Raw genomic sequence first — 20,195 nt, forward strand, 5'->3', positions numbered from 1 at the left:
ACTAAATTTTAAAGAATTTTAGATAATTGATTTATATCAGTTATCCAAAATAGGACACCATAAAATGGTGTATTTATATAAATACAACATGTTAATTTGAGAAATAAAAATAGGAAATTAAAACATGAAAAATTTAACCGTAAAAAAAATCGCATTAGGGCTATTTTTGGCAGGTTATGCTGCAAGTAGTTCCTTTGCGTTAACTTCAACAGCAGAAACCGCTGCAACTATCCTAGGTACTGCTCCAGCGATGAGAAGTGACACAGGTACTGATGATCACCAAATGACAATTAAAGTCTATGATGCTACAGCGGCGACTCCAACCGTAGTAAATGGCCGAGCTGTTAGAGTTGGCGATAAAGTTGTTATTAGTTATAAATTATTCGATGCTGATGGTGATACTGATGCTAATTTAGACGTACCTAATTCCCTAGTCATATATACTAAGGATGGAGCTGGTAACTGGAATGCTCAGACTTCTTTAGCTAAAACAGTAACTCCTTTTAATAGTGCAGATCCTGAAAAAGGGGAAATAACATTCACTATTCCTGCCGGATTTGCAGGTGCAACAGCAATCGGTCTTAAAATTCAAGAACGAACTCAGTATGGTGACCCTAATGTAAATCAGTGGTTAACTGTATCCAACCTTTGGGGAGTAGGTAACCCAGGGACTGGTACTACTGATCCTACTAACCCAGGTGCAGGAGGCGGTCCAGGTGATACCGGAGGTACCAATCCAACTATAGGGCCTGTCGAAACTGATCATATAGCATTGGGTATCTTTAAACTTGATTCCGCTGGTGCTCCAATAAAAGGAGTTAATTATGCAAAATCAGGAGCTACTAATCCAATATATGGTGAAAGTTATGCAGCTATAGTTTGGGATGATAGTGACGGTAGTACTCCAAATGGTATTATAGATGCTACTGAAGTGGAAACAACGGCTTCCTATTCCTTCACATGGAAATTAACTGGTAGTTATACTCCACCTACTCCTGCAGGTAGTTCTACAGCTCCAGCAGCAGTGCCTGCTGATACTGCAGATCTAGTAGCTGCTTCTCAAGGTATAAGTAATCGAGTAGCTACAAATGATAAAATTTTATTAGGTGCTGCAACTGGTAAACACAATACTACATATAGTTCTGTTCATTCAGCTTATTTAGCTGGTGCACAAGGGTATAAACTTTCAGTAACCGCAAACTAATTATTAGTTTATTTATACTAAAAAACCACTCATTAGAGTGGTTTTTTTTGAACAATATAATATGTTACTAATCATTTTTATATTTTAATATTAAAAAATTTTTTGGATGTTTTAAATAAGTTAAAAAATATCTAGTAATGCCTTTATTTATTAATTAACTCTTAAAATAACTCCTTCAATTAATAAAAATTTTTATAAAAAATATAATTAATTATTTTAGTTAAGTAACTAATATTAAAATCACTCTTCTTATTCTACAATTGATACTTTAATATAGTAATATTTTTAATTCATCATAATCAAAATATGATTATTCCTTGGCAAGATTTAGACCCCGCAACATTAAATAATTTAATTGAATCCTTTGTATTGCGAGAAGGGACTGACTATGGTTGTCAAGAAAAATCATTAGCTGATAAAGTTAATGATGTAAAACTTCAATTAGTCAATGGATTGGCAGTTATTTATTGGTCAGAGTTACATGAAACAGTTGATATTAAGCGTTTAAAATAATGGATAAATTCATTGATCATGAGTATATAAATTATGGTGTAACTTTGTTATAGTGTGTGAGTTGTAAATTAAATGGAGAGGAAGGAATTATGCTAGGTAAACAGCAAACGGATACAACATTGGAGTGGTTTTTATCTCATTGTCATATTCATAAATATCCAGCCAAAAGCACCCTTATTCATCAAGGGGAAAAAGCTGAAACTCTCTATTACATTGTGAAAGGATCTGTTGCGGTTTTAATAAAAGATGATGAAGGTAATGAAATGATTTTGTCTTATTTAAACCAAGGACAATTTCTGGGTGAACTAGGATTGTTTGATGAAGGAACAGAGCGAAGTGCTTGGGTTAAAGCAAAAACCAGTTGTGAAGTAGCTGAAATCTCATATAAAAAATTTAAACAGTTAGTTCAAGTTAACCCTGATATTTTAATGCGACTTGCGAGCCAAATGGCTAGTCGTTTACAAGTAACCTCGGAAAAAGTGAGTAATTTAGCCTTTTTAGATGTTGCCGGGCGGATAGCACAAACTTTATTGAATCTTGCTAAACAACCTGATGCAATGACTCATCCTGACGGGATGCAAATTAAAATTACCCGCCAAGAAATTGGCCAAATAGTTGGATGTTCGCGGGAAACTGTTGGGAGAATATTAAAAATGCTTGAAGATCAACATTTAATTTCTGCGCATGGTAAGACCATCGTAGTTTATGGTACGCGTTAATTGCTCAAACAAATATAATATATAATATAAGTGCGAAGAATGATTGATACAGTACAGGGTATTATGGCATGACACAAGAGAGATGTGTTCCTAGTCATGTGGCTATTATTATGGACGGTAATGGGCGCTGGGCACAACAACGAAACCAACTCCGAGCGGTTGGACATCGAGCTGGCTTGAAGGCAGTGCGAAAAATCGTAACTTATGCTGCCAGTATGGGTGTAAAAGTTCTTACCTTGTATGCATTTAGTAGTGAAAACTGGAAACGTCCTTCAACTGAGGTTTCAGCTTTAATTTCTTTATTTATTTACGCATTGAATCGAGAAATGAAAAGTTTAAATAAAAATAATGTACGTTTAAATATTATTGGTGATATTTCTCGGTTTAGTTACCACTTACAAAATATGATTATTAATGCCCAGCAGTTAACTCAAAATAATTCAGGTTTAGTTTTAAATATTGCTGCTAATTATGGTGGGCGCTGGGATATTTTGCAGTCAGCAAAAAAAATTGCTGCACAAGTTTTAAATAGTGATTTAGCATTAGATGATATTACTGAAGAACAATTTAGCCTTGGCATGTGTTTGCATAATTTACCAGAAGTTGATTTAGTCATCCGTACTGGTGGTGATTATCGAATTAGTAATTTTTTGTTATGGCAAATTGCTTATTCTGAACTTTATTTTACCGATGTTTTGTGGCCAGATTTTAATCCTTCATTATTTGATGAGGCAATTAAAGCATTTAATACTAGGCATAGGCGCTTTGGTGGTATTGATAATAAGGAACAATCATGTTAATTCAACGTATACTTGCGGCAATTATACTTATTCCATTAGTACTTATTGCTCTTTTTATAGTTCCTTTTTCAATATTTGTGTTTATCATGATCGCGGTTGGTGGTTTGGCTGCTTGGGAATGGGCGCAATTTCTACATTTTACCAATAAAAAATCAAGATTAATTTTTTCGCTAATAGTTATTATTTTGTTAACTTTACTCTATTACTTCCCTATATCAATTGCAGCAAAATCCCAACTATTTAGTATATTATTAACTTTATCTGTTGGTTGGTGGCTAGTCGCCTTAGGGTTAGTGATTAGTTATCCACAAACAACTAAGTATTGGTGTAATTCAATTATTGTGAAATTATCTTTTGCTTTTTTCACCTTGGTACCATTTTTTATCGGTATGATTGAATTAAGATCTATTAATTATACATCTAATACTTATACTGGTGCTTGTTGGTTAATGTATGTATTTGTTCTTGTTTGGGCAACCGATACTGGTGCTTATTTTGCTGGACGTAGTTTTGGTCGACATAAATTAGCGCCTAAGGTATCACCCGGCAAAACTATAGAAGGCTTTATAGGTGGAGTAACTTTAGCAGTTATAGTAATTTTAGTTACTTATGTTTTAGGAATTTTCCTAATTGATTTTGACACTTTTGCTATTAGTTCTTTATTAGCTATTTTAGTTTCAGTATTGGGTGATTTAACTGAAAGTATGTTTAAGCGTGAAGCTGAAATAAAAGATAGTGGACACTTGATTCCAGGGCATGGTGGTATTTTAGATCGCATTGATAGTTTAACTGCTGCGGTGCCAATTTTTGCAGTATTATCCTTATATTTATTATAAAAGGTGACAAATTTTGCTTTGGTCATTGTTGTTATTTGTTATAACTATAAGTATATTAGTCACCATTCATGAATTTGGGCATTTTATCGTTGCTCGTTTATGTGGTGTTAAAGTTGAGTGTTTTTCAATTGGTTTTGGTAAGAAGTTGTGGTCGCATAAATTTGCAAGTGGAACAGAATTGGTAATTGCTATGATTCCACTTGGTGGTTATGTTAGAATGCTCAACAGCAAAACTATAACTTTGCCAGTTAAGGCCTCAAAATGTGCTTTTGATAATAAGAAAATTTGGCAAAGAGCTGTAATTATTGTTGCTGGACCAGCGGCTAATTTTCTATTAGCTTTTATTATTTATTGGCTAATTTTTTTAATGGGTGTAGTAACTTATCCGGTGCAGGTACAAGCAACAGTGCCCGGTTCGCCAGCCGCAAGTGCAGATATTCCATCAGGAGTAGAGTTAAAAACTATTAACAATATACAAATAGACAGTTGGAATGATGTGAATTTAACATTAATTTCCATTTTAGGGCAAGATAGTGTATCTTTGTCATATTTGGAAAATTTTGATAAAAATCAATCAGAATTATATAAACAGAATATAGATATCAGCCATTGGCATTTTGATATAGAAAAAGAATCTGCTATCACTGCATTTGGTTTTATTCCTAAGACCTTGGAAATTTATCCAATTGTGAGTAAAATTATAAGCGGTTCTGCTGCTGAAAAAGCAGGTTTACAAATAGGTGATAAAATTATTAGTTATAATGATCATCCTTACCTTAATTGGGATGATTTTGCAGCGGAAATTAGAAAGTCTAACCCTATGATCTTAAAGGTTAATAGAGGAAATAAGGATATTTATATTAACTTAAAACCAACAATTAATGCCAGTGGTGAAGGTGTTGCAGGAATATACCCTACATCAAATGCAGTAGTCAAGGAGTATGGTTTTTTAGAGGGATTTGGTAAAGGATTGAGGCAAACAGGATTAACTACAACGTTAACTGTTCATTCGCTTTACCAGTTGTTAACAGGTGTTATTGGGATTAAACATTTATCTGGTCCAATAACTATAGCAAAAAGCGCAGGGCAAACAGCAAGTTATGGTTTTACGCCTTATTTATATTTTTTAGCATTTATTAGTATAAGTTTGGGTGTGATCAATCTTGTTCCATTACCAATGTTAGATGGTGGGCACTTAATTTTTTTATTTTTAGAAAAGATAAAAGGGAATGCCTTATCAGATAAAACCCAAGAACGATTATATCGAATTGGGTTTGTTTTATTAATGGTAATAATGGGAATTGCACTATTTAATGATGTTTTACGATTGTGATGGAATGAGGTTATAAACATTTACAATGAAAATAAATAAATTACTTATAGCATCTTTGCTGTTTAGCACCACAGCAGTATATAGTTCCAACGCATTTTGTGTTGAAGATTTTGTGGTCAAAGATATTAAATTTGAAGGTTTACAAAGAGTAACTGTTGGAGCTGCATTACTTGAAATGCCTGTCCAAGTGGGTGATTATGTTAATGAGGACGATTTAGGTAAGATTATCAAATCACTTTATTCTAGTGGCAACTTTGATAATATCAGTGTTTCCCGAGATGGTGATCGGTTAATTGTTCATGTTCAAGAACGACCAACCATTGCTAGTATTACTTTTTCAGGTAATAAGTCAGTTAAGGATGAGATGCTTAAAAAGAATCTAGATAGTTCTGGTGTTCGTGAAGGTGAAGCATTAGATCGTACGATGATATCTGGTATCGAAAAAGGGCTTGAAGATTTTTATTATAGTGTTGGTAAGTATAACGCTCAAATTAAAGCAGAAGTAATACCATTATCTCGTAATCGCGTTGACTTAAAATTAGTAATAGCTGAAGGTAAATCAGCGTTAATCGATCAGATTAATATTGTTGGAGCTAAAGCATATTCTTCGGAAGAACTTATTTCGCGTTTTTCATTACGAGATGAGGTTCCTTGGTGGAATATGCTTGGTGACCGTAAGTACCAAAAACAAAAATTAGCAGCTGATTTAGATGAATTACAAAGTTTTTATCTTAATCGAGGTTATGCTCGTTTTAATATTGAGTCTACTCAGGTAAGTTTAACACCAGATAAAAAAGGTATTTACGTTACCATTAATATTCATGAAGGTGAACAATATAAATTATCTGATCTTGACTTTAAAGGTAATTTTGCCGGGCATGAAGATGCCGTCGCTAAAATAGCTAAAGAACGTGTCACAGTTGGTGAACTGTATAACGGTAAAAAAATTACTGAAATAGAAGATAATGTTAAGCGTTTATTGGCTAATTTTGGTTATGCCTATCCTCAAGTTGTTATCCAACCTGAAATGGATGATGCAGAGCATACTGTTAAATTAACTGTGCTTGTTGATGTCGGTCAACGTTACTATGTACGTAATATAAAGATAGTTGGTAATACTATAACTAGTGATAGTGTTGTCCGGCGTGAACTTCGTCAAATGGAAGGGGCTTGGTTAAGTAACGGTTTAGTAGAATTAGGTAAAGATCGTTTAAATCGTTTAGGTTTTTTCGATACCGTTGAAGCAACTACTGAACGAGTTCCAGGCGTAGATGATCAGGTAGACATTGTTTATAAAGTTGCCGAACGTAATACTGGTAGTATTAAATTTGGTATTGGTATAGGTTCGGATAGTGGGCTTAGTTTTAATGCAGGTATTTCGCAAGATAACTGGTTAGGAACAGGGAATAGTGTTTCGTTTGATGTTAATACCACTGACACTGATAAAACCGCATCAATTTCAATTGTCGATCCGTATTTTACCGTTGATGGAGTAAGTTTAGGTGGTAGTATTTATTATAATACTTATAAAACAGATGATGACGATGATGAATCTGAATACTCAAGTAAAACATGGGGTGCGGAAGCAAATTTAGGCTTCCCAATTAGTGAGAATAATTTCCTTCGTTTTGGTACTGAATTTGCCAACCATAAACTATCTGATATGAATGCTCAATATGGTATGTGGCGTTACTTCGATTCGATGGGCGAAAAAATGGAAAATAAAGGTTCATCATTTACTTATAATACCAATGATGTGTTATTAAATGCCTATTGGACATATAACTCTTTGGATCGGGGGTTCTTCCCAACTGATGGACTAAAAGTTACCGCCAATGCAAAAATTACTGCTCCGTTATTTGATAATCGGTTCTATAAATTAATCACTGATGCTTCTTACTATTATCCAATTGATACTGATCATAACTGGGTCTTTTTAACTCGAGGGCGTTTAGGTTATGGTAATGGGCTTGGTGGTAAAGAGTTACCGTTTTATGAAAATTTCTTTGCCGGCGGTTCATCAGTTCTACGTGGTTTTAAATCTAACACAGTAGGTCCAAAAGCAGTATATTTTAATAAGGATGGTTGTGATTTGAATGATACGAGGAAATGTACTAAAACAAAAGATGCGGTCGGGGGTAATGCTTTAGCCTTTGGTAGTGCAGAATTGATTGTACCAACCCCATTTGCTAGTGAAAAATATGCAAATAGTATACGAACTTCATTCTTTTTTGATGCAGGTACTGTATGGGATACCGAATGGGACTTAAAAAGTAATAATAATATACCTGATTATAGTTCTCCATCTGATGTCCGAATGTCTGCTGGGTTAGCAGTACAATGGATGTCACCTTTAGGGCCATTGGTATTTTCTTATGCACAACCATTTAAGAAATATAATGGCGATTCGTCTCAACAATTTCAATTTAATATAGGCTCAACATGGTAGTTTGGTGTTGTAAATAAATAAAATATACATAGGTGAAAAAGTGAAAAAAATTATATCCATTCTTGGTGTTAGTGCTGCATTATTATTTACTGGTATGGCCAATGCAGAAGTGAAAATTGGGGTTGTAGATGTGATGTCAGTATTACAGCGTATGCCGCAACGAGAAACAGTTGGAAAAGCTTTAGATAAAGAATTTGAAGCTAGAGCTAAATCTTTACAAGAAGAAGAAAAGAAAGCCGGGGATGCTTCAGCTCGTTTAAAGAAAGATGGTTTAACATTATCTTCTTCTGAAAAAGCAAAATTAAATAAAACCATTTCTGATTTTGAAAATAAAGCTAAAGCGTTTTCTGCGGATTATCGTAAACGTGAATCTGAAGAAGCCGGAAAATTACTGATGAAAATTCAAGAAGCAGTTAAAGATATTGAGACAACAGAAAAATACGATATTATTTTGAAGGCTGAAGCAACATTATTTGCATCTGATGCCGTCGATATTTCAGATAAAGTTTTGGATAAGGTTAAAAAATAATGTTTGCTTTTCGTTTAGAGCAATTAGCAAAAAAACTTGATGCCAAATTACAAGGTAATGGCGATTTAATTATTACCGGTGTGGCATCAATGAAAAACGCAATAGCAGGGCAAATTACTTTTTTGTCTGATAAAAAATTACAGAATCAACTAAGTGAATGTAAAGCTTCTGCTGTAGTAATGACGCAAGACAGCATAGAACATTGGCATGGGGCTGCGTTGATTGTCAAAGATCCTTACCTAACTTATGCAAAATTAGCCCAGTGTCTTGATACTACTCCTTTACCTGCACATAATATAGCCCCATTTGCTGTAATAGACTCTACAGCTAAATTGGGTTCTAATATTGCTATTGGTGCTAATGCCGTTATAGAAAGTGGAGTAGTTTTGGGTGATAATTGTGTAATAGGTGCAGGTTGTTTTGTAGGTAAGAATACTACAATTGGCACTGGTAGTAAGTTATGGGCAAATGTATCCATTTATCATAATTGTGTAATTGGTGACAATTGTTTGATTCAATCAGGAACAGTGATTGGTGCAGATGGGTTTGGTTATGCTAATGATAAAGGGAAATGGATAAAAATTCCTCAGCTTGGTCGTGTTGTAATTGGTAATAATGTAGAAATTGGTGCTTCAACAACAATAGATCGTGGTGCCCTTGATGATACTATCATTGGTGATGGAGTTATTATCGATAATCAATGTCAAATTGCGCATAACGATATCATTGGTGATCATACGGCGGTAGCTGGTGGTGTAATTATGGCGGGAAGCTTAACCATTGGTCGTCATTGTTTAATTGGTGGTGCTAGTGTTATTAATGGACATATGGAAATTTGTGATCAAGTTACCGTAACTGGAATGGGTATGGTAATGCGCCCAATTAGTAAACCAGGTATTTATTCATCAGGTATTCCATTACAAGAAAATAAAGTATGGCGAAAAACCGCTTCATTAGTCTTACATATTGATGAAATGAATAAGCGTTTGAAAGCACTTGAAAAGAAACAATGAAATGTCTCGACGAGAGTGACTACGCTCGGTATAATGCCTGCCTATTTTAAAAGTTTTTTAACTCAATTATATTTTTAATATAATTATGAGTAGATTATATTTAATAATTTCGAGGTATAAAGATGCAAGTTTCGGTAGAAACAACACAAGGTTTAGGTCGACGTTTATCTATTACTATTAAGGCTGATGATATTACAAAGGCTATGGAAAAAGAGTTAATTAATACAGCCAAAAAAGTACGTATTGATGGTTTTCGTAAGGGTAAAGTGCCTTTAAAAATTGTTGAGCAACGTTATGGTGCTTCTATTCTACAAGACACATTAAGTGATCTAATGCAACGAAATTTTGTAGAAGCAATTATTCAAGAAAAACTGAATCCAGCAGGTGCTCCTACTTATACTCCAACTGAATATAAAAATGGTGTTGATTATACATTTACCGTAGAGTTTGAAGTTTATCCCCAAGTCGAAATTAAGAATTTAGATAAAATTGAAGTTGAAAAACCAGTTGCAGAAATTAGTGATACCGACATTGAGACTATGATCGAAACTTTACGTAAGCAACAAGGTACATGGAAAGAGATTAATCAAGAAGCTAAAGAGCAAAATCGGGTTATTTTAGATTTTGTTGGTCAAGTTGATGGTGCTGAATTTGACGGTGGTAAAGCTAATGATTTTGCATTAGTATTAGGTCAAGGGCGAATGATTCCTGGCTTTGAAGATGTTATCGTTGGTCATAAAGCAGGTGATAAGTTTGATATTAATATAACTTTCCCAGAAAATTATCATGCTGAAAATTTAAAAGGTAAACCTGCGGTGTTTGCGACCACACTTAAAAAAGTTGAGGAACTTGAGCTGCCTGAACTGACAGAAGATGTTATAAAACGGTTTGGTATTGCTGATGGAACTATTGAGAGCCTCCGAGCAGAAGTTAAAAAGAATATGTCACGAGAGCTTAAGGCAACTATTCGTAATAAAATAAAGACGCAACTTATTGATGGATTAGTAAAAAATAATGAAATTGAAGTGCCTGTAGCATTAATTGAACGTGAAATTGACATATTACGTCAACAAGCGGTATCTCGATTTGGTGGTAATTCTAAACAATCTATGGATCTTCCTAAAGAATTATTTGAAGCAGAAGCAAAACAGCGTGTTACAGTAGGGTTATTGTTTGCTGAGTTTATTGAAAGTAATAAGCTCAAGGCTGATGATGCACGAGTAAAATCAATGATTGATGAAATAGCTACTGCTTATGAAGATCCTAAAGAGGTTTTAGAATATTATAGTAAAGATAAAAAAGCGATGGATAATATTCGCTCTGTAGCATTAGAAGATCAAGTAGTAGATTTATTGTTAGCTAGTGCAAAGGTAACTGAGAAACATTATTCATTTTCAGAATTAATGAATCAGCAAACAGCTTAATTTATTAGTTATTTTATCTATTCAATAAGATCATTATAAGCCCAAATAAGGAATATCTGTTTGGGCTATTTTGTTTAATAGGAGATATAAATGTCTTTGGAACCATCTATGAGTGTTATTCCAATGGTTGTTGAGCAAAGTTCGCGTGGTGAAAGAGCTTATGATATATACTCACGATTATTAAAAGAACGGATTATATTTTTGACAGGCCAAGTTGAAGATAATATGGCCAATCTTGTTATTGCACAAATGTTATTTCTTGAAGCGGAAAACCCTGAAAAAGATATCTATTTATATATTAATTCACCTGGTGGTGTAGTAACAGCAGGTATGGCTATTTATGATACAATGCAATTTATAAAACCAGATGTAAGTACTATTTGTTTGGGGCAAGCATGTTCAATGGGATCATTACTTCTGACTGCTGGTACAAAAGGTAAACGTTATTGTTTACCTAACGCTCGCGTAATGATTCATCAACCATTAGGTGGTTTTCAAGGACAAGCCTCAGATATTCAGATCCATGCTCAAGAAATATTACAAGTTAAGAATAGATTAAATAATATTTTAGCTCTGCATACTGGACAAGATATTACGGTAATTGAAAAAGACACTGATCGAGACAACTTTATGTCAGCTGAAAAGGCAGTTGAATATGGTTTAGTTGATGCCATATATAGTAAACGATCTTAAAATAATAGGTAGGTGTTAAAAGTGAATAATGAAAATTCAGATAAATTACTCTATTGTACTTTTTGTGGAAAAAGTCAGCATGAAGTACGTAAACTGATTGCTGGTCCATCATCTATTTATATTTGTAATGAATGCATTGGATTGTGTAATGATATTTTAAAAGAAGAGACTAAAGGTTTTCTCTCTCACGAGGAATTCATTAGTAAACCACTTCCAACACCACATGAAATTAGAGATCATCTGGATGAATACGTAATTGGGCAAGAGCGCGCTAAAAAAGTACTATCGGTTGCTGTTTATAATCATTATAAACGTTTACGTAATTATAATAGCCGTGATGATGTTGAATTAGGCAAAAGTAATATTTTATTAATTGGTCCAACTGGTTGTGGTAAAACTTTATTAGCTGAAACTTTAGCACGTTTCCTTGATGTTCCTTTTGCAATGGCTGATGCAACTACATTAACCGAAGCTGGATATGTTGGCGAAGATGTAGAAAATATTATCCAGAAATTATTACAAAATTGTGATTATGATGTAGAAAAGGCTCAGCGAGGTATTATCTATGTTGACGAAATAGATAAAATATCACGTAAATCCGATAATCCTTCTATTACCCGTGATGTTTCAGGAGAAGGTGTTCAGCAAGCCTTATTAAAAATTATTGAAGGCACGGTTGCATCAGTACCTCCAAAAGGTGGTCGTAAACATCCTCAGCAGGAGTTTTTGCAAGTCGATACATCAAAGATTCTTTTCATTTGTGGTGGGGCTTTTAGTGGCCTAGACAAAGTTATTGAAAATAGAGTTTCAACTAATACTGGAATTGGTTTTAGTGCTGAAGTGAAAAGTAGTAAACAAAAAGCGACTGAATCTGAATTATTAGCGCAAATAGAGCCAGAAGATTTAGTTAAATTTGGATTAATTCCTGAGTTTATTGGTAGACTACCAGTTATAGGTACGTTGTCGGAATTGGATAAAGCAGCTTTGATTAGTATTTTAACTGAACCGAAAAATGCGTTAACTAAACAATTTCAAGCATTGTTTAACTTAGATGGAGCTGAACTTGAATTTTCCAAAGAAGCATTAGATGCTATAGCTGTTAAGGCGATGCAATGTAAAACGGGTGCTAGAGGTTTGCGTTCAATTGTAGAAAATATTTTGTTAGATACTATGTATGACTTACCATCTACTAGAAATGTTAAAAAAGTTATTGTTGAACAAGAAACTGTAGAAAAATCACAAGCTCCTAAACTTATTTATGATTCAAGTACCGAACTTTCGGCATAAAATTAATACATATATCATGACTTTTAAGCGTTATGATATATGTAAATTAACTTATAATAATATTATTGTATTTGCAGTAAATTAATTTAAGTCCTTTCGTAAAAGTATGACGTTTAATATTGAAAAGTAGGATTGAATATCTAAAAATAATCCCAATAATGAGTAGAAAGGTCGGTACTAATAGAGAGAATGAAATGAAAACTAAACAAGTAAAACAGATGATTATGCCTATATTACCATTGCGGGATGTGGTAGTTTTTCCACATATGGTAATACCTCTCTTTGTTGGCCGAAATAAATCAATACGTTGCCTTGAAAGCGCAATGGAAATGGATAAACAAGTTTTCCTCGTAACACAAAAAAATCCATCGCAAGATGAACCGGATGTTGATGATTTATATGAAATCGGAACAGTTGCAAATATTTTACAGTTACTTCAACTACCAGATGGTACAGTAAAAGTGTTAGTTGAAGGGGTTGAGAGGGCTGAAATTGTAGATATTGTAGAACGAAAAGATGATGACTTTTTAATCGCTAACATTACACCTTTAAAAGAGAAAAAAAAGTCAGATGATTTAAATGAAGCACTTATTCGCGTCGTTTTATCTAATTTTGATGAATATGCCAGGCTTAATAAAAAAGTAACTCAAGAGGTAGTTGATTCGATTCGTTTGATTAAGGACCCTTCACAGCTAGCTGATTCCATTGCGGCAACACTATTTTTAAAAGTTGAGCAGAAACAGGAAATATTAGTAACGTCTGATCTAGAGAAGCGTTTTGAATTGCTTATTTCTATGATGGAAGCTGAGATTGATTTGCTACAAGTCGAGAAAAATATCCGTCAGCGTGTTAAGCAACAAATGGAAAAAGCGCAAAAAGAGTATTACCTTAATGAACAAATTAAAGCGATTCATAAAGAATTAGGTGATATTGATAATAAACCTGATGAATATGAAGAGTTAAGAACTAAGATCATTAAAGCAAAAATGCCGCAAGAGGCTACAGATAAGGCATTGGCTGAATTAAATAAACTGAAAATGATGCCAGCAATGTCTGCTGAAGCAACCGTCGTTCGTGGTTATATAGATTGGATGATCCAAGTCCCTTGGTGCAAACGTAGTAAAGTTAAAAAAGATATAGAGGGCGCTCAAAAAATTCTAGATAAAGATCATTATGGGCTTGAAAGAGTAAAAGATCGTATCTTGGAATATTTAGCGGTACAGGGGCGAGTTAACAAAGTTAAAGGGCCTATTTTATGTTTAGTTGGTCCTCCAGGAGTAGGTAAAACTTCTCTTGGTCAATCTATTGCTAAAGCTACTGGTCGTCAATATGTGAGAATGGCTTTAGGTGGAGTACGTGACGAGGCTGAAATTCGTGGTCATCGACGTACTTATATTGGGTCTATGCCAGGTAAATTGATCCAACGTATGGTTAAAGTGGGAGTTAAAAATCCATTATTTCTATTAGATGAAATTGATAAAATGGCTTCTGATATGCGCGGTGATCCTGCTTCTGCATTATTAGAAGTACTTGATCCAGAACAAAATAATGCATTTAGTGATCATTATTTAGAAGTGGATTATGATTTATCTGATGTGATGTTTGTTGCTACAGCAAATTCAATGAATATCCCTGCTCCTTTGCTAGATCGTATGGAGGTTATTCGTTTATCCGGTTATACAGAAGATGAAAAATTAAATATTGCTAAACAACATTTGATTACTAAACAAATAGAGAATAATGGTTTAAAGGACAAAGAAATTAACATTGATGACTCTGCAATTATAGGCATTATACGTTATTATACGCGTGAAGCTGGGGTACGTAGCTTAGAGCGAGAAATTGCTAAAATTTGTCGAAAAGTAGTCAAACAATTAGCACTAAATAGTAAATTGAAAAAAGTTACTATAACTCAAGATAATCTAAAAGAATTTCTTGGTGTACAACGTTTTGATTATGGCAAAACTGATAACGAAAATCGAATTGGGCAGGTCATTGGTCTTGCATGGACAGAAGTTGGTGGAGATTTATTGACTATTGAATCGGTAAGTGTACCTGGTAAAGGAAAATTAACTTATACTGGTTCCTTAGGTGATGTTATGCAAGAGTCTATCCAAACAGCTTTAACTGTTGTGCGTTCTCGCGCTGAAAAATTAGGTATTAATCCTGATTTTTACGAAAAACGAGATATCCATGTGCATGTTCCTGATGGTGCCACACCTAAAGATGGACCTAGTGCTGGTATTGCTATGTGTACCTCGCTGATTTCAACGTTAACAGGTAATCCTGTGCGTTCTGATGTTGCAATGACCGGAGAAATAACATTACGTGGTGAAGTTTTACCTATTGGTGGCTTAAAGGAAAAATTATTAGCCGCTCATAGAGGTGGTATTAAAACAGTACTCATACCAATTGAAAATGTGAAAGATCTGGAAGAAATCCCCGATAATGTTAAAGCTGAACTGGATATACATCCGGTTAAATGGATTGACGAAGTAATAACTATTGCTTTACAAAATAATCCATTTGGTATGACACCAGTAACCAAAAAGTCTACTGTTAAATCTATTACTAAGAAGTCAATAAAAAAAATAAAAAGTAATATTGAAGTTCCAAGTCGGTTAAATTAATTTTTTAATCTTAAAAAGATCAACTCGAAGTTGATCTTTTTTTTATGCTATAACAAGCTGAGAATAGCCAATTAAAGTAAATATGCTATACTTGCCATTATTCAATAATATTAGGTCTATGGAGAATCGCAAAAAATGATGGAGACAATCCGAACAGCTGCAAACCATATTGTCGTTAAAATTATTTTTGCAATAATAATTTTATGTTTCATTTTTACTGGCATCGGTTTTTTTGGCTTTGGTGGTAGTAATAATAATCGAGATCAACAAGAATTTATTGCTAAGGTAGATGGTGAAGGTATTAGTCGTGCTGGATTTGAAAAACAAGCCGAAATTGTAACCGCAAATTCCAACGGTGATAGTTCTTTTATTAGACAATTACGACGTAATGTTTTATATCATCAGATTGATAATTATTTAGCGTATAAATTTGCTAAAGAATTAAATATTAATATCAGTGATGAACAAGTCAAAGATAGTATAAGAAAACAAAAAGAATTTTTTGAAAAAGGTCAATTCAGTAATAGTAAATATCTTAATCTGTTACAACTAAATGGTTTTACTCCAGATAGTTATGCTGAAATTATAAGAACAGTATTGCAACAACAACAAGTTATTAAGTCAATTGTTGATAGTGATTTTGTTTTACCATTAGATTCTGAAATATCATCTTTGAAGAATCAAACCAGAAAGATATATGCAGCCTTAATCGATCCATCAGTAGTTAATATGGATGATGTTAATATAACTACTGAAGATGAACAAAAATATTATGAAGAACATCAAAAAGAATTTTATAAAAAAGAAAGAGTAAAGGTTAAGTATATCGTAAATTCTAAACCAGAATTAGAAAAGGCTACAAAAGTTACTGACAGTGAAATTAAGCAAGAATTTGAGAAAAATAATAATATTTATAGTTATCCAACCAAAAAATCTTTTAGCGTAATTTATGTTACCAATAAAGAGCAAGCAGATGATATTAATAAAGAACTTTTATCTGGTGTTGATTTTGATAGTGTTGTAAAAACAGTTAACCAAAATAACGAAATATCACCCTATGGTAAAAATGGTTCATTAGGTTGGTTTACTGATGATGATTCATTACCACAAGTTTTTAAAGAAGCTAATTTAAATAGTATTGGTCAAATTTCGGCACCAATTGCTACTGATAATGGCTATTTGGTGGTTAAACTGGATGATATTCAAAAATCAACACCGATGGACTTTGGTTATGCAGAATCAATAATTTATATTAAATTAAGGGATCAAAAAATACAAGAGGCTTTCTTAGAAGAAGAAAATAAAATTAAAAATGCTTTAAAAGAATCACCACAATCTATTGAAGATCTAGCAAACAAAACTGGACTTAAAGTATATGATTCAGACTGGGCATATTATAATGATATATTTTCAATTCTTCGCTACCCCGAAGTAAGAGATATAGTATTTAGCCCAGAGATGATAGTAGATGGAAATTTAACTAATAAGATCTCAGAATTGATCCCTGTTGGTCAAGGGCTAGGTGAATATGATTTTGTTTTTCAGGTTGTTGATTATCGTCCCGAGGGAATAGCCCCATTTGATGAAGTTAAGGATGAAATTAATAAAAAGATTTATTCTGATATAGCTAAAAGCCAGTTTAAATCTACGGTTGATGGTTTTTTAGGTGAATTAAAAGAGAAAGGAAATTCTGATAATGTGAAATTAGTAAAACAATATACCTTGACAAGAGACTCGAAAGAGTTGGATCCTAAAGTCGTTGATATGGTGTTTGATTTGATTCCTTCTGTAACAGGTAAAAGTGTTTTTGGGACTCATTTTATAAATGATACTAGTGCTTATATTGTAGCATTAACAAGGGTAAATACACCGCAGGAATATCAAGATATAACCTCTGACTTACGTTCTATACTTAATAAAAATACTTATTATTGTTTTGCGGCAGATATTCGTTCTAAAGCTAAAATTGAGTTTATGCCAAATTCTAATTTGTGATTTATATCTAATAAATACATAATGATTTGAAAAAAAGAAAAGTCACTTAGGTGACTTTTCCCATTTTTATAATGAAAAAAAATGTTTTTATTTGCCTCAGTGAGATAGTTATAAAGCAAAATTAATTGCATAACTATTTTTAGAGGTTGATCACATGAAAGTATTTTCAATATTATGTTTTTTATTATGTAGCCTTACTTTTTCCAATATAAGTTTTGCTGATTCAGTAACAACAAAACCTGTTAAACAGGAACAGAAACAAAAGCAGATTGATCAAGTTAATATTAATACAGCATCCGCTGAAGAATTAACAAAAGTTCTAAATGGTATCGGTGCTAGTAAAGCTCAAAAGATCATTGAGTATCGTGAAAAGTTTGGGCCTTTTGTTTCAGTAGAACAATTGAAAGAAGTATCGGGTATTGGGCAAGCAACTTTGGATAAAAATGCAGGAAAGATTGTTTTGTAATAGTATTCGTCCACCGGTTTATATCGGTGGAAATTAATGCATATCAATTATCAATTGGATCAATATCAATACTCCATTTAACTTTTGATGTTTCATTCCATGTCCCCATCTCAATAATAAGTTGTTCTAATATTTGTTGCAATCTCTGTCGATTAAAGTGTTGTAATAATAACTGCCAACGATAATAACTTGCTTTTTTGGGCTGATTAGCTGGCATTGGACCAAGCAGCCATAAGGTATTGTCATAGTTGGTTTTCAACCAATTATGAATTTTTTGTAAAAAAGATGGAGCATGATAATTATTACGATCAGCAGCACGAATGAGTACTTGATAGCTGAAAGGAGGTAATTGCGTTTGTTGTCTTTCTTGTAGTGTCAGTTTAGCAAATTCTTGATAACCCTTGCTAAGTAAAACATTTAATAATGGGTGCTCTGGATGATAAGTTTGCAAAATAACTTCGCCAGCTTTAGCTTCTCGTCCGGCACGTCCTGAAACTTGGGTATAAATTTGTGCAAATCTTTCAGTTGCTCGAAAATCACTGGAAAATAATGCACCGTCAACATCAACGATACCAACTAATGTCACATCAGGAAAATGATGGCCTTTGGCTAAAATTTGTGTACCAACTAAAATATGTGCTCCACCTTGTTGAATATTTTGTAAATAGCTGTCCAATGCACCTTTTTTACTAACAGTATCTCGATCAATACGACTGATTTTGGTATTAGGAAATAATATTTCTAGTTGTTTTTCCAGTTGTTCAGTTCCAAAGCCTATTGGCATTAAATGGGTTGAACCACATTTAGGACATTGTTCTGGAACTAGTCTTGCAGTATCACAATAATGACAAATGAGTTTATGTTGATTTTGATGATAAGTATAAGGTCTATCACAACGCGGGCATTCAGCTATCCAACCACAATCATGGCAAATTAATAATGGAGCAAAACCTCGACGATTTAAGAATAAAATTACTTGGTTGTTTAGGAATAAATGTTGTTTTATTTTTTCTATTAATGGCTGAGATAAACCGGCTGTAAGTACAAGCCCTCGGATATCTAAAATTGATTGTTTAGCTAAGGAGGCATTGCCGGCTCTTTCGGTTAATTGTAATAGCTGATATTTATGTTTTTGGGCATTATTTAATGTTTCAAGGGAAGGCGTTGCCGAGCCTAAGATGATTGGTATATTTTCAATTTTAGCTCGAATAATAGCCATATCTCTAGCATTATAACGCCAACCTTCTTGTTGTTTATAGGAACTATCATGTTCTTCATCAATAATAATTATTCCTAAATTTTTAAAAGGTGTAAATAAAGAAGAACGTGTACCAACTAGAATGGCGTTTTCCCCAAGTTTACTTCTCAACCAAACATTTAGTCGCTGTTTTTCCGTTAATGCTGAATGTAAAATATCAACAGGTGCATTAAAACGTTGTTGGAAGCGTTTAATTGTTTGTGGAGTTAAACTAATTTCAGGAACCAAAACTAATGCCTGTTTGCCTGAGGTTAAAATATTAGAAAGCACATTTAAATAAACTTCTGTTTTACCGGAACCAGTTACCCCTTCTAATAAAAATACCCGAAAATGGTGATTTTGTTTATTGATAGCTGAGATTGCACAAGCTTGTTCATTGTTTAACTTAATGGAATCAGGGTTGATGGAAAAATTGTTACGCCATTCGTTTAGTTTTTTTTGTGTAATAACCTGTTCTATCAATTGTTTTTTCTGCAATTCATGATAGGTAGCTAATTTAAAATTAGTTTCTATAGTTGAGTTAGATCTAAAGGATGATAATAATAATTTTTGTTTAGGTGATCGAGATAATGTTTGTATATCGATTTTTCGTCCTAATTCAGTCAATTGCCATTGTTTAACTTCATCATAATTGGCTGTTCGTCCTTGCCTTAATAAAATAGGCAACGCATGAAATAATATTTCGCCTATTGGATAATGATAGTAATTTACTGCCCACTTTAATAAATTCCAAATTTGAGTTGTAAAAATGGGGTTTTTATCAATGATTTCAATGATAGGTTTTAAATCTTGTATATCTAATTCGCTATGTTGATCTATTCTTACAATGATACCTATTAATTTTCTTTTCCCAAAAGCAACTTTAACTCGCATACCAACTTCAGCAGGTGTTACTAATTGATAATCAAAAAGTCGATAAATAGGTATAGGTAAGGCTACGTGAGCAACAAGCATTAAAAAGTCACAATAACAATTATATTATTTATTTATTGTACTCAGTTTTTTTATAAGTCGCAAAATCTAAGCTAACTGAATTGTTATTTTTT

15 protein-coding genes and 1 pseudogene are annotated in these 20,195 nt (G+C 33.3%); 15 read left to right on the forward strand and 1 reads right to left on the reverse strand.

From position 1 onward, the window contains the following. The first annotated feature begins 124 nt into the window (after positions 1 to 124). The 15 genes and pseudogenes from A9G13_RS04605 (at position 125) to A9G13_RS04675 (ending at position 17,891) form a co-directional block, all read left to right on the forward strand. Complete coding sequence (locus tag A9G13_RS04605) at positions 125 to 1,204, forward strand: hypothetical protein (protein WP_065556446.1); 1,080 nt, start codon at positions 125 to 127, stop codon at positions 1,202 to 1,204. Positions 1,205 to 1,510: 306 nt separating this feature from the next. Continuing rightward, positions 1,511 to 1,717, forward strand: a complete 207-nt coding sequence (locus A9G13_RS04610) for a YheU family protein (protein ID WP_065556447.1) — start codon at positions 1,511 to 1,513, stop codon at positions 1,715 to 1,717. Positions 1,718 to 1,803: 86 nt separating this feature from the next. Beyond that, complete coding sequence (crp, locus tag A9G13_RS04615) at positions 1,804 to 2,436, forward strand: cAMP-activated global transcriptional regulator CRP (RefSeq protein WP_065557080.1); 633 nt, start codon at positions 1,804 to 1,806, stop codon at positions 2,434 to 2,436. Between the two features lie 68 nt (positions 2,437 to 2,504). Further along, entirely contained in the window at positions 2,505 to 3,236 is a 732-nt protein-coding gene (locus tag A9G13_RS04620) for an isoprenyl transferase (RefSeq protein ID WP_065556448.1), read from the forward strand. Beyond that, positions 3,230 to 4,072: a phosphatidate cytidylyltransferase gene (locus A9G13_RS04625; protein WP_065556449.1), complete on the forward strand. Its 843-nt coding sequence runs from the start codon at positions 3,230 to 3,232 to the stop codon at positions 4,070 to 4,072. Before A9G13_RS04620 ends, A9G13_RS04625 begins: the two co-directional genes overlap by 7 nt. A 13-nt stretch (positions 4,073 to 4,085) precedes the next feature. After that, positions 4,086 to 5,405 carry an RIP metalloprotease RseP gene (gene rseP / locus A9G13_RS04630; protein WP_176701948.1) on the forward strand — a complete coding sequence of 440 codons (1,320 nt, stop codon included), beginning with the start codon at positions 4,086 to 4,088 and terminating at the stop codon, positions 5,403 to 5,405. A gap of 25 nt (positions 5,406 to 5,430) precedes the next feature. Continuing rightward, positions 5,431 to 7,854 (forward strand): outer membrane protein assembly factor BamA, encoded by a 2,424-nt coding sequence (gene bamA, locus A9G13_RS04635; RefSeq protein WP_065556451.1) that lies wholly within the window; start codon positions 5,431 to 5,433, stop codon positions 7,852 to 7,854. A gap of 40 nt (positions 7,855 to 7,894) precedes the next feature. Continuing rightward, positions 7,895 to 8,383, forward strand: a complete 489-nt coding sequence (locus tag A9G13_RS04640) for an OmpH family outer membrane protein (protein WP_065556452.1) — start codon at positions 7,895 to 7,897, stop codon at positions 8,381 to 8,383. Beyond that, positions 8,383 to 9,396 carry a UDP-3-O-(3-hydroxymyristoyl)glucosamine N-acyltransferase gene (lpxD, locus tag A9G13_RS04645; RefSeq protein WP_065556453.1) on the forward strand — a complete coding sequence of 338 codons (1,014 nt, stop codon included), beginning with the start codon at positions 8,383 to 8,385 and terminating at the stop codon, positions 9,394 to 9,396. The genes A9G13_RS04640 and lpxD overlap by 1 nt, the downstream gene beginning before the upstream one ends. 122 nt (positions 9,397 to 9,518) lie before the next feature. Further along, positions 9,519 to 10,820: a trigger factor gene (gene tig / locus A9G13_RS04650; RefSeq protein ID WP_065556454.1), complete on the forward strand. Its 1,302-nt coding sequence runs from the start codon at positions 9,519 to 9,521 to the stop codon at positions 10,818 to 10,820. 90 nt (positions 10,821 to 10,910) lie between these two features. Beyond that, positions 10,911 to 11,513, forward strand: coding sequence for an ATP-dependent Clp endopeptidase proteolytic subunit ClpP (gene clpP, locus A9G13_RS04655; protein ID WP_065556455.1), 603 nt, complete (start codon positions 10,911 to 10,913; stop codon positions 11,511 to 11,513). A 12-nt stretch (positions 11,514 to 11,525) separates the two neighbouring features. Then, positions 11,526 to 12,800: an ATP-dependent protease ATP-binding subunit ClpX gene (gene clpX, locus A9G13_RS04660; RefSeq protein WP_065556456.1), complete on the forward strand. Its 1,275-nt coding sequence runs from the start codon at positions 11,526 to 11,528 to the stop codon at positions 12,798 to 12,800. A gap of 194 nt (positions 12,801 to 12,994) precedes the next feature. Then, positions 12,995 to 15,352: pseudogene (gene lon, locus A9G13_RS04665) on the forward strand (endopeptidase La); the annotation flags it as partial. Between the two features lie 213 nt (positions 15,353 to 15,565). Further along, complete coding sequence (locus A9G13_RS04670) at positions 15,566 to 17,425, forward strand: SurA N-terminal domain-containing protein (protein ID WP_065556457.1); 1,860 nt, start codon at positions 15,566 to 15,568, stop codon at positions 17,423 to 17,425. Positions 17,426 to 17,579: 154 nt separating this feature from the next. After that, positions 17,580 to 17,891 (forward strand): ComEA family DNA-binding protein, encoded by a 312-nt coding sequence (locus A9G13_RS04675; protein WP_065556458.1) that lies wholly within the window; start codon positions 17,580 to 17,582, stop codon positions 17,889 to 17,891. A gap of 43 nt (positions 17,892 to 17,934) precedes the next feature. On the opposite strand, the gene priA is transcribed toward A9G13_RS04675, so the two are convergent. Continuing rightward, positions 17,935 to 20,103, reverse strand: coding sequence for a primosomal protein N' (gene priA, locus A9G13_RS04680; RefSeq protein ID WP_065556459.1), 2,169 nt, complete (start codon positions 20,101 to 20,103; stop codon positions 17,935 to 17,937). Positions 20,104 to 20,195 lie beyond the last annotated feature (92 nt).

The organism is Gilliamella sp. wkB178, assembly GCF_001690705.1.
In the GTDB taxonomy this organism is placed as follows: domain Bacteria; phylum Pseudomonadota; class Gammaproteobacteria; order Enterobacterales; family Orbaceae; genus Gilliamella; species Gilliamella apicola_K.

Coding starts and splice junctions, on each gene's coding strand:
- A9G13_RS04670 (WP_065556457.1), top strand. CDS start 15,566: ATGATGGAGACAATCCGAACAGCTGCAAACCATATTGTCGTTAAAATT.
- clpP (WP_065556455.1), top strand. CDS start 10,911: ATGTCTTTGGAACCATCTATGAGTGTTATTCCAATGGTTGTTGAGCAA.
- bamA (WP_065556451.1), top strand. CDS start 5,431: ATGAAAATAAATAAATTACTTATAGCATCTTTGCTGTTTAGCACCACA.
- lpxD (WP_065556453.1), top strand. CDS start 8,383: ATGTTTGCTTTTCGTTTAGAGCAATTAGCAAAAAAACTTGATGCCAAA.
- A9G13_RS04675 (WP_065556458.1), top strand. CDS start 17,580: ATGAAAGTATTTTCAATATTATGTTTTTTATTATGTAGCCTTACTTTT.
- A9G13_RS04625 (WP_065556449.1), top strand. CDS start 3,230: ATGTTAATTCAACGTATACTTGCGGCAATTATACTTATTCCATTAGTA.
- A9G13_RS04610 (WP_065556447.1), top strand. CDS start 1,511: ATGATTATTCCTTGGCAAGATTTAGACCCCGCAACATTAAATAATTTA.
- tig (WP_065556454.1), top strand. CDS start 9,519: ATGCAAGTTTCGGTAGAAACAACACAAGGTTTAGGTCGACGTTTATCT.
- A9G13_RS04605 (WP_065556446.1), top strand. CDS start 125: ATGAAAAATTTAACCGTAAAAAAAATCGCATTAGGGCTATTTTTGGCA.
- A9G13_RS04620 (WP_065556448.1), top strand. CDS start 2,505: ATGACACAAGAGAGATGTGTTCCTAGTCATGTGGCTATTATTATGGAC.
- priA (WP_065556459.1), bottom strand. CDS start 20,103: ATGCTTGTTGCTCACGTAGCCTTACCTATACCTATTTATCGACTTTTT.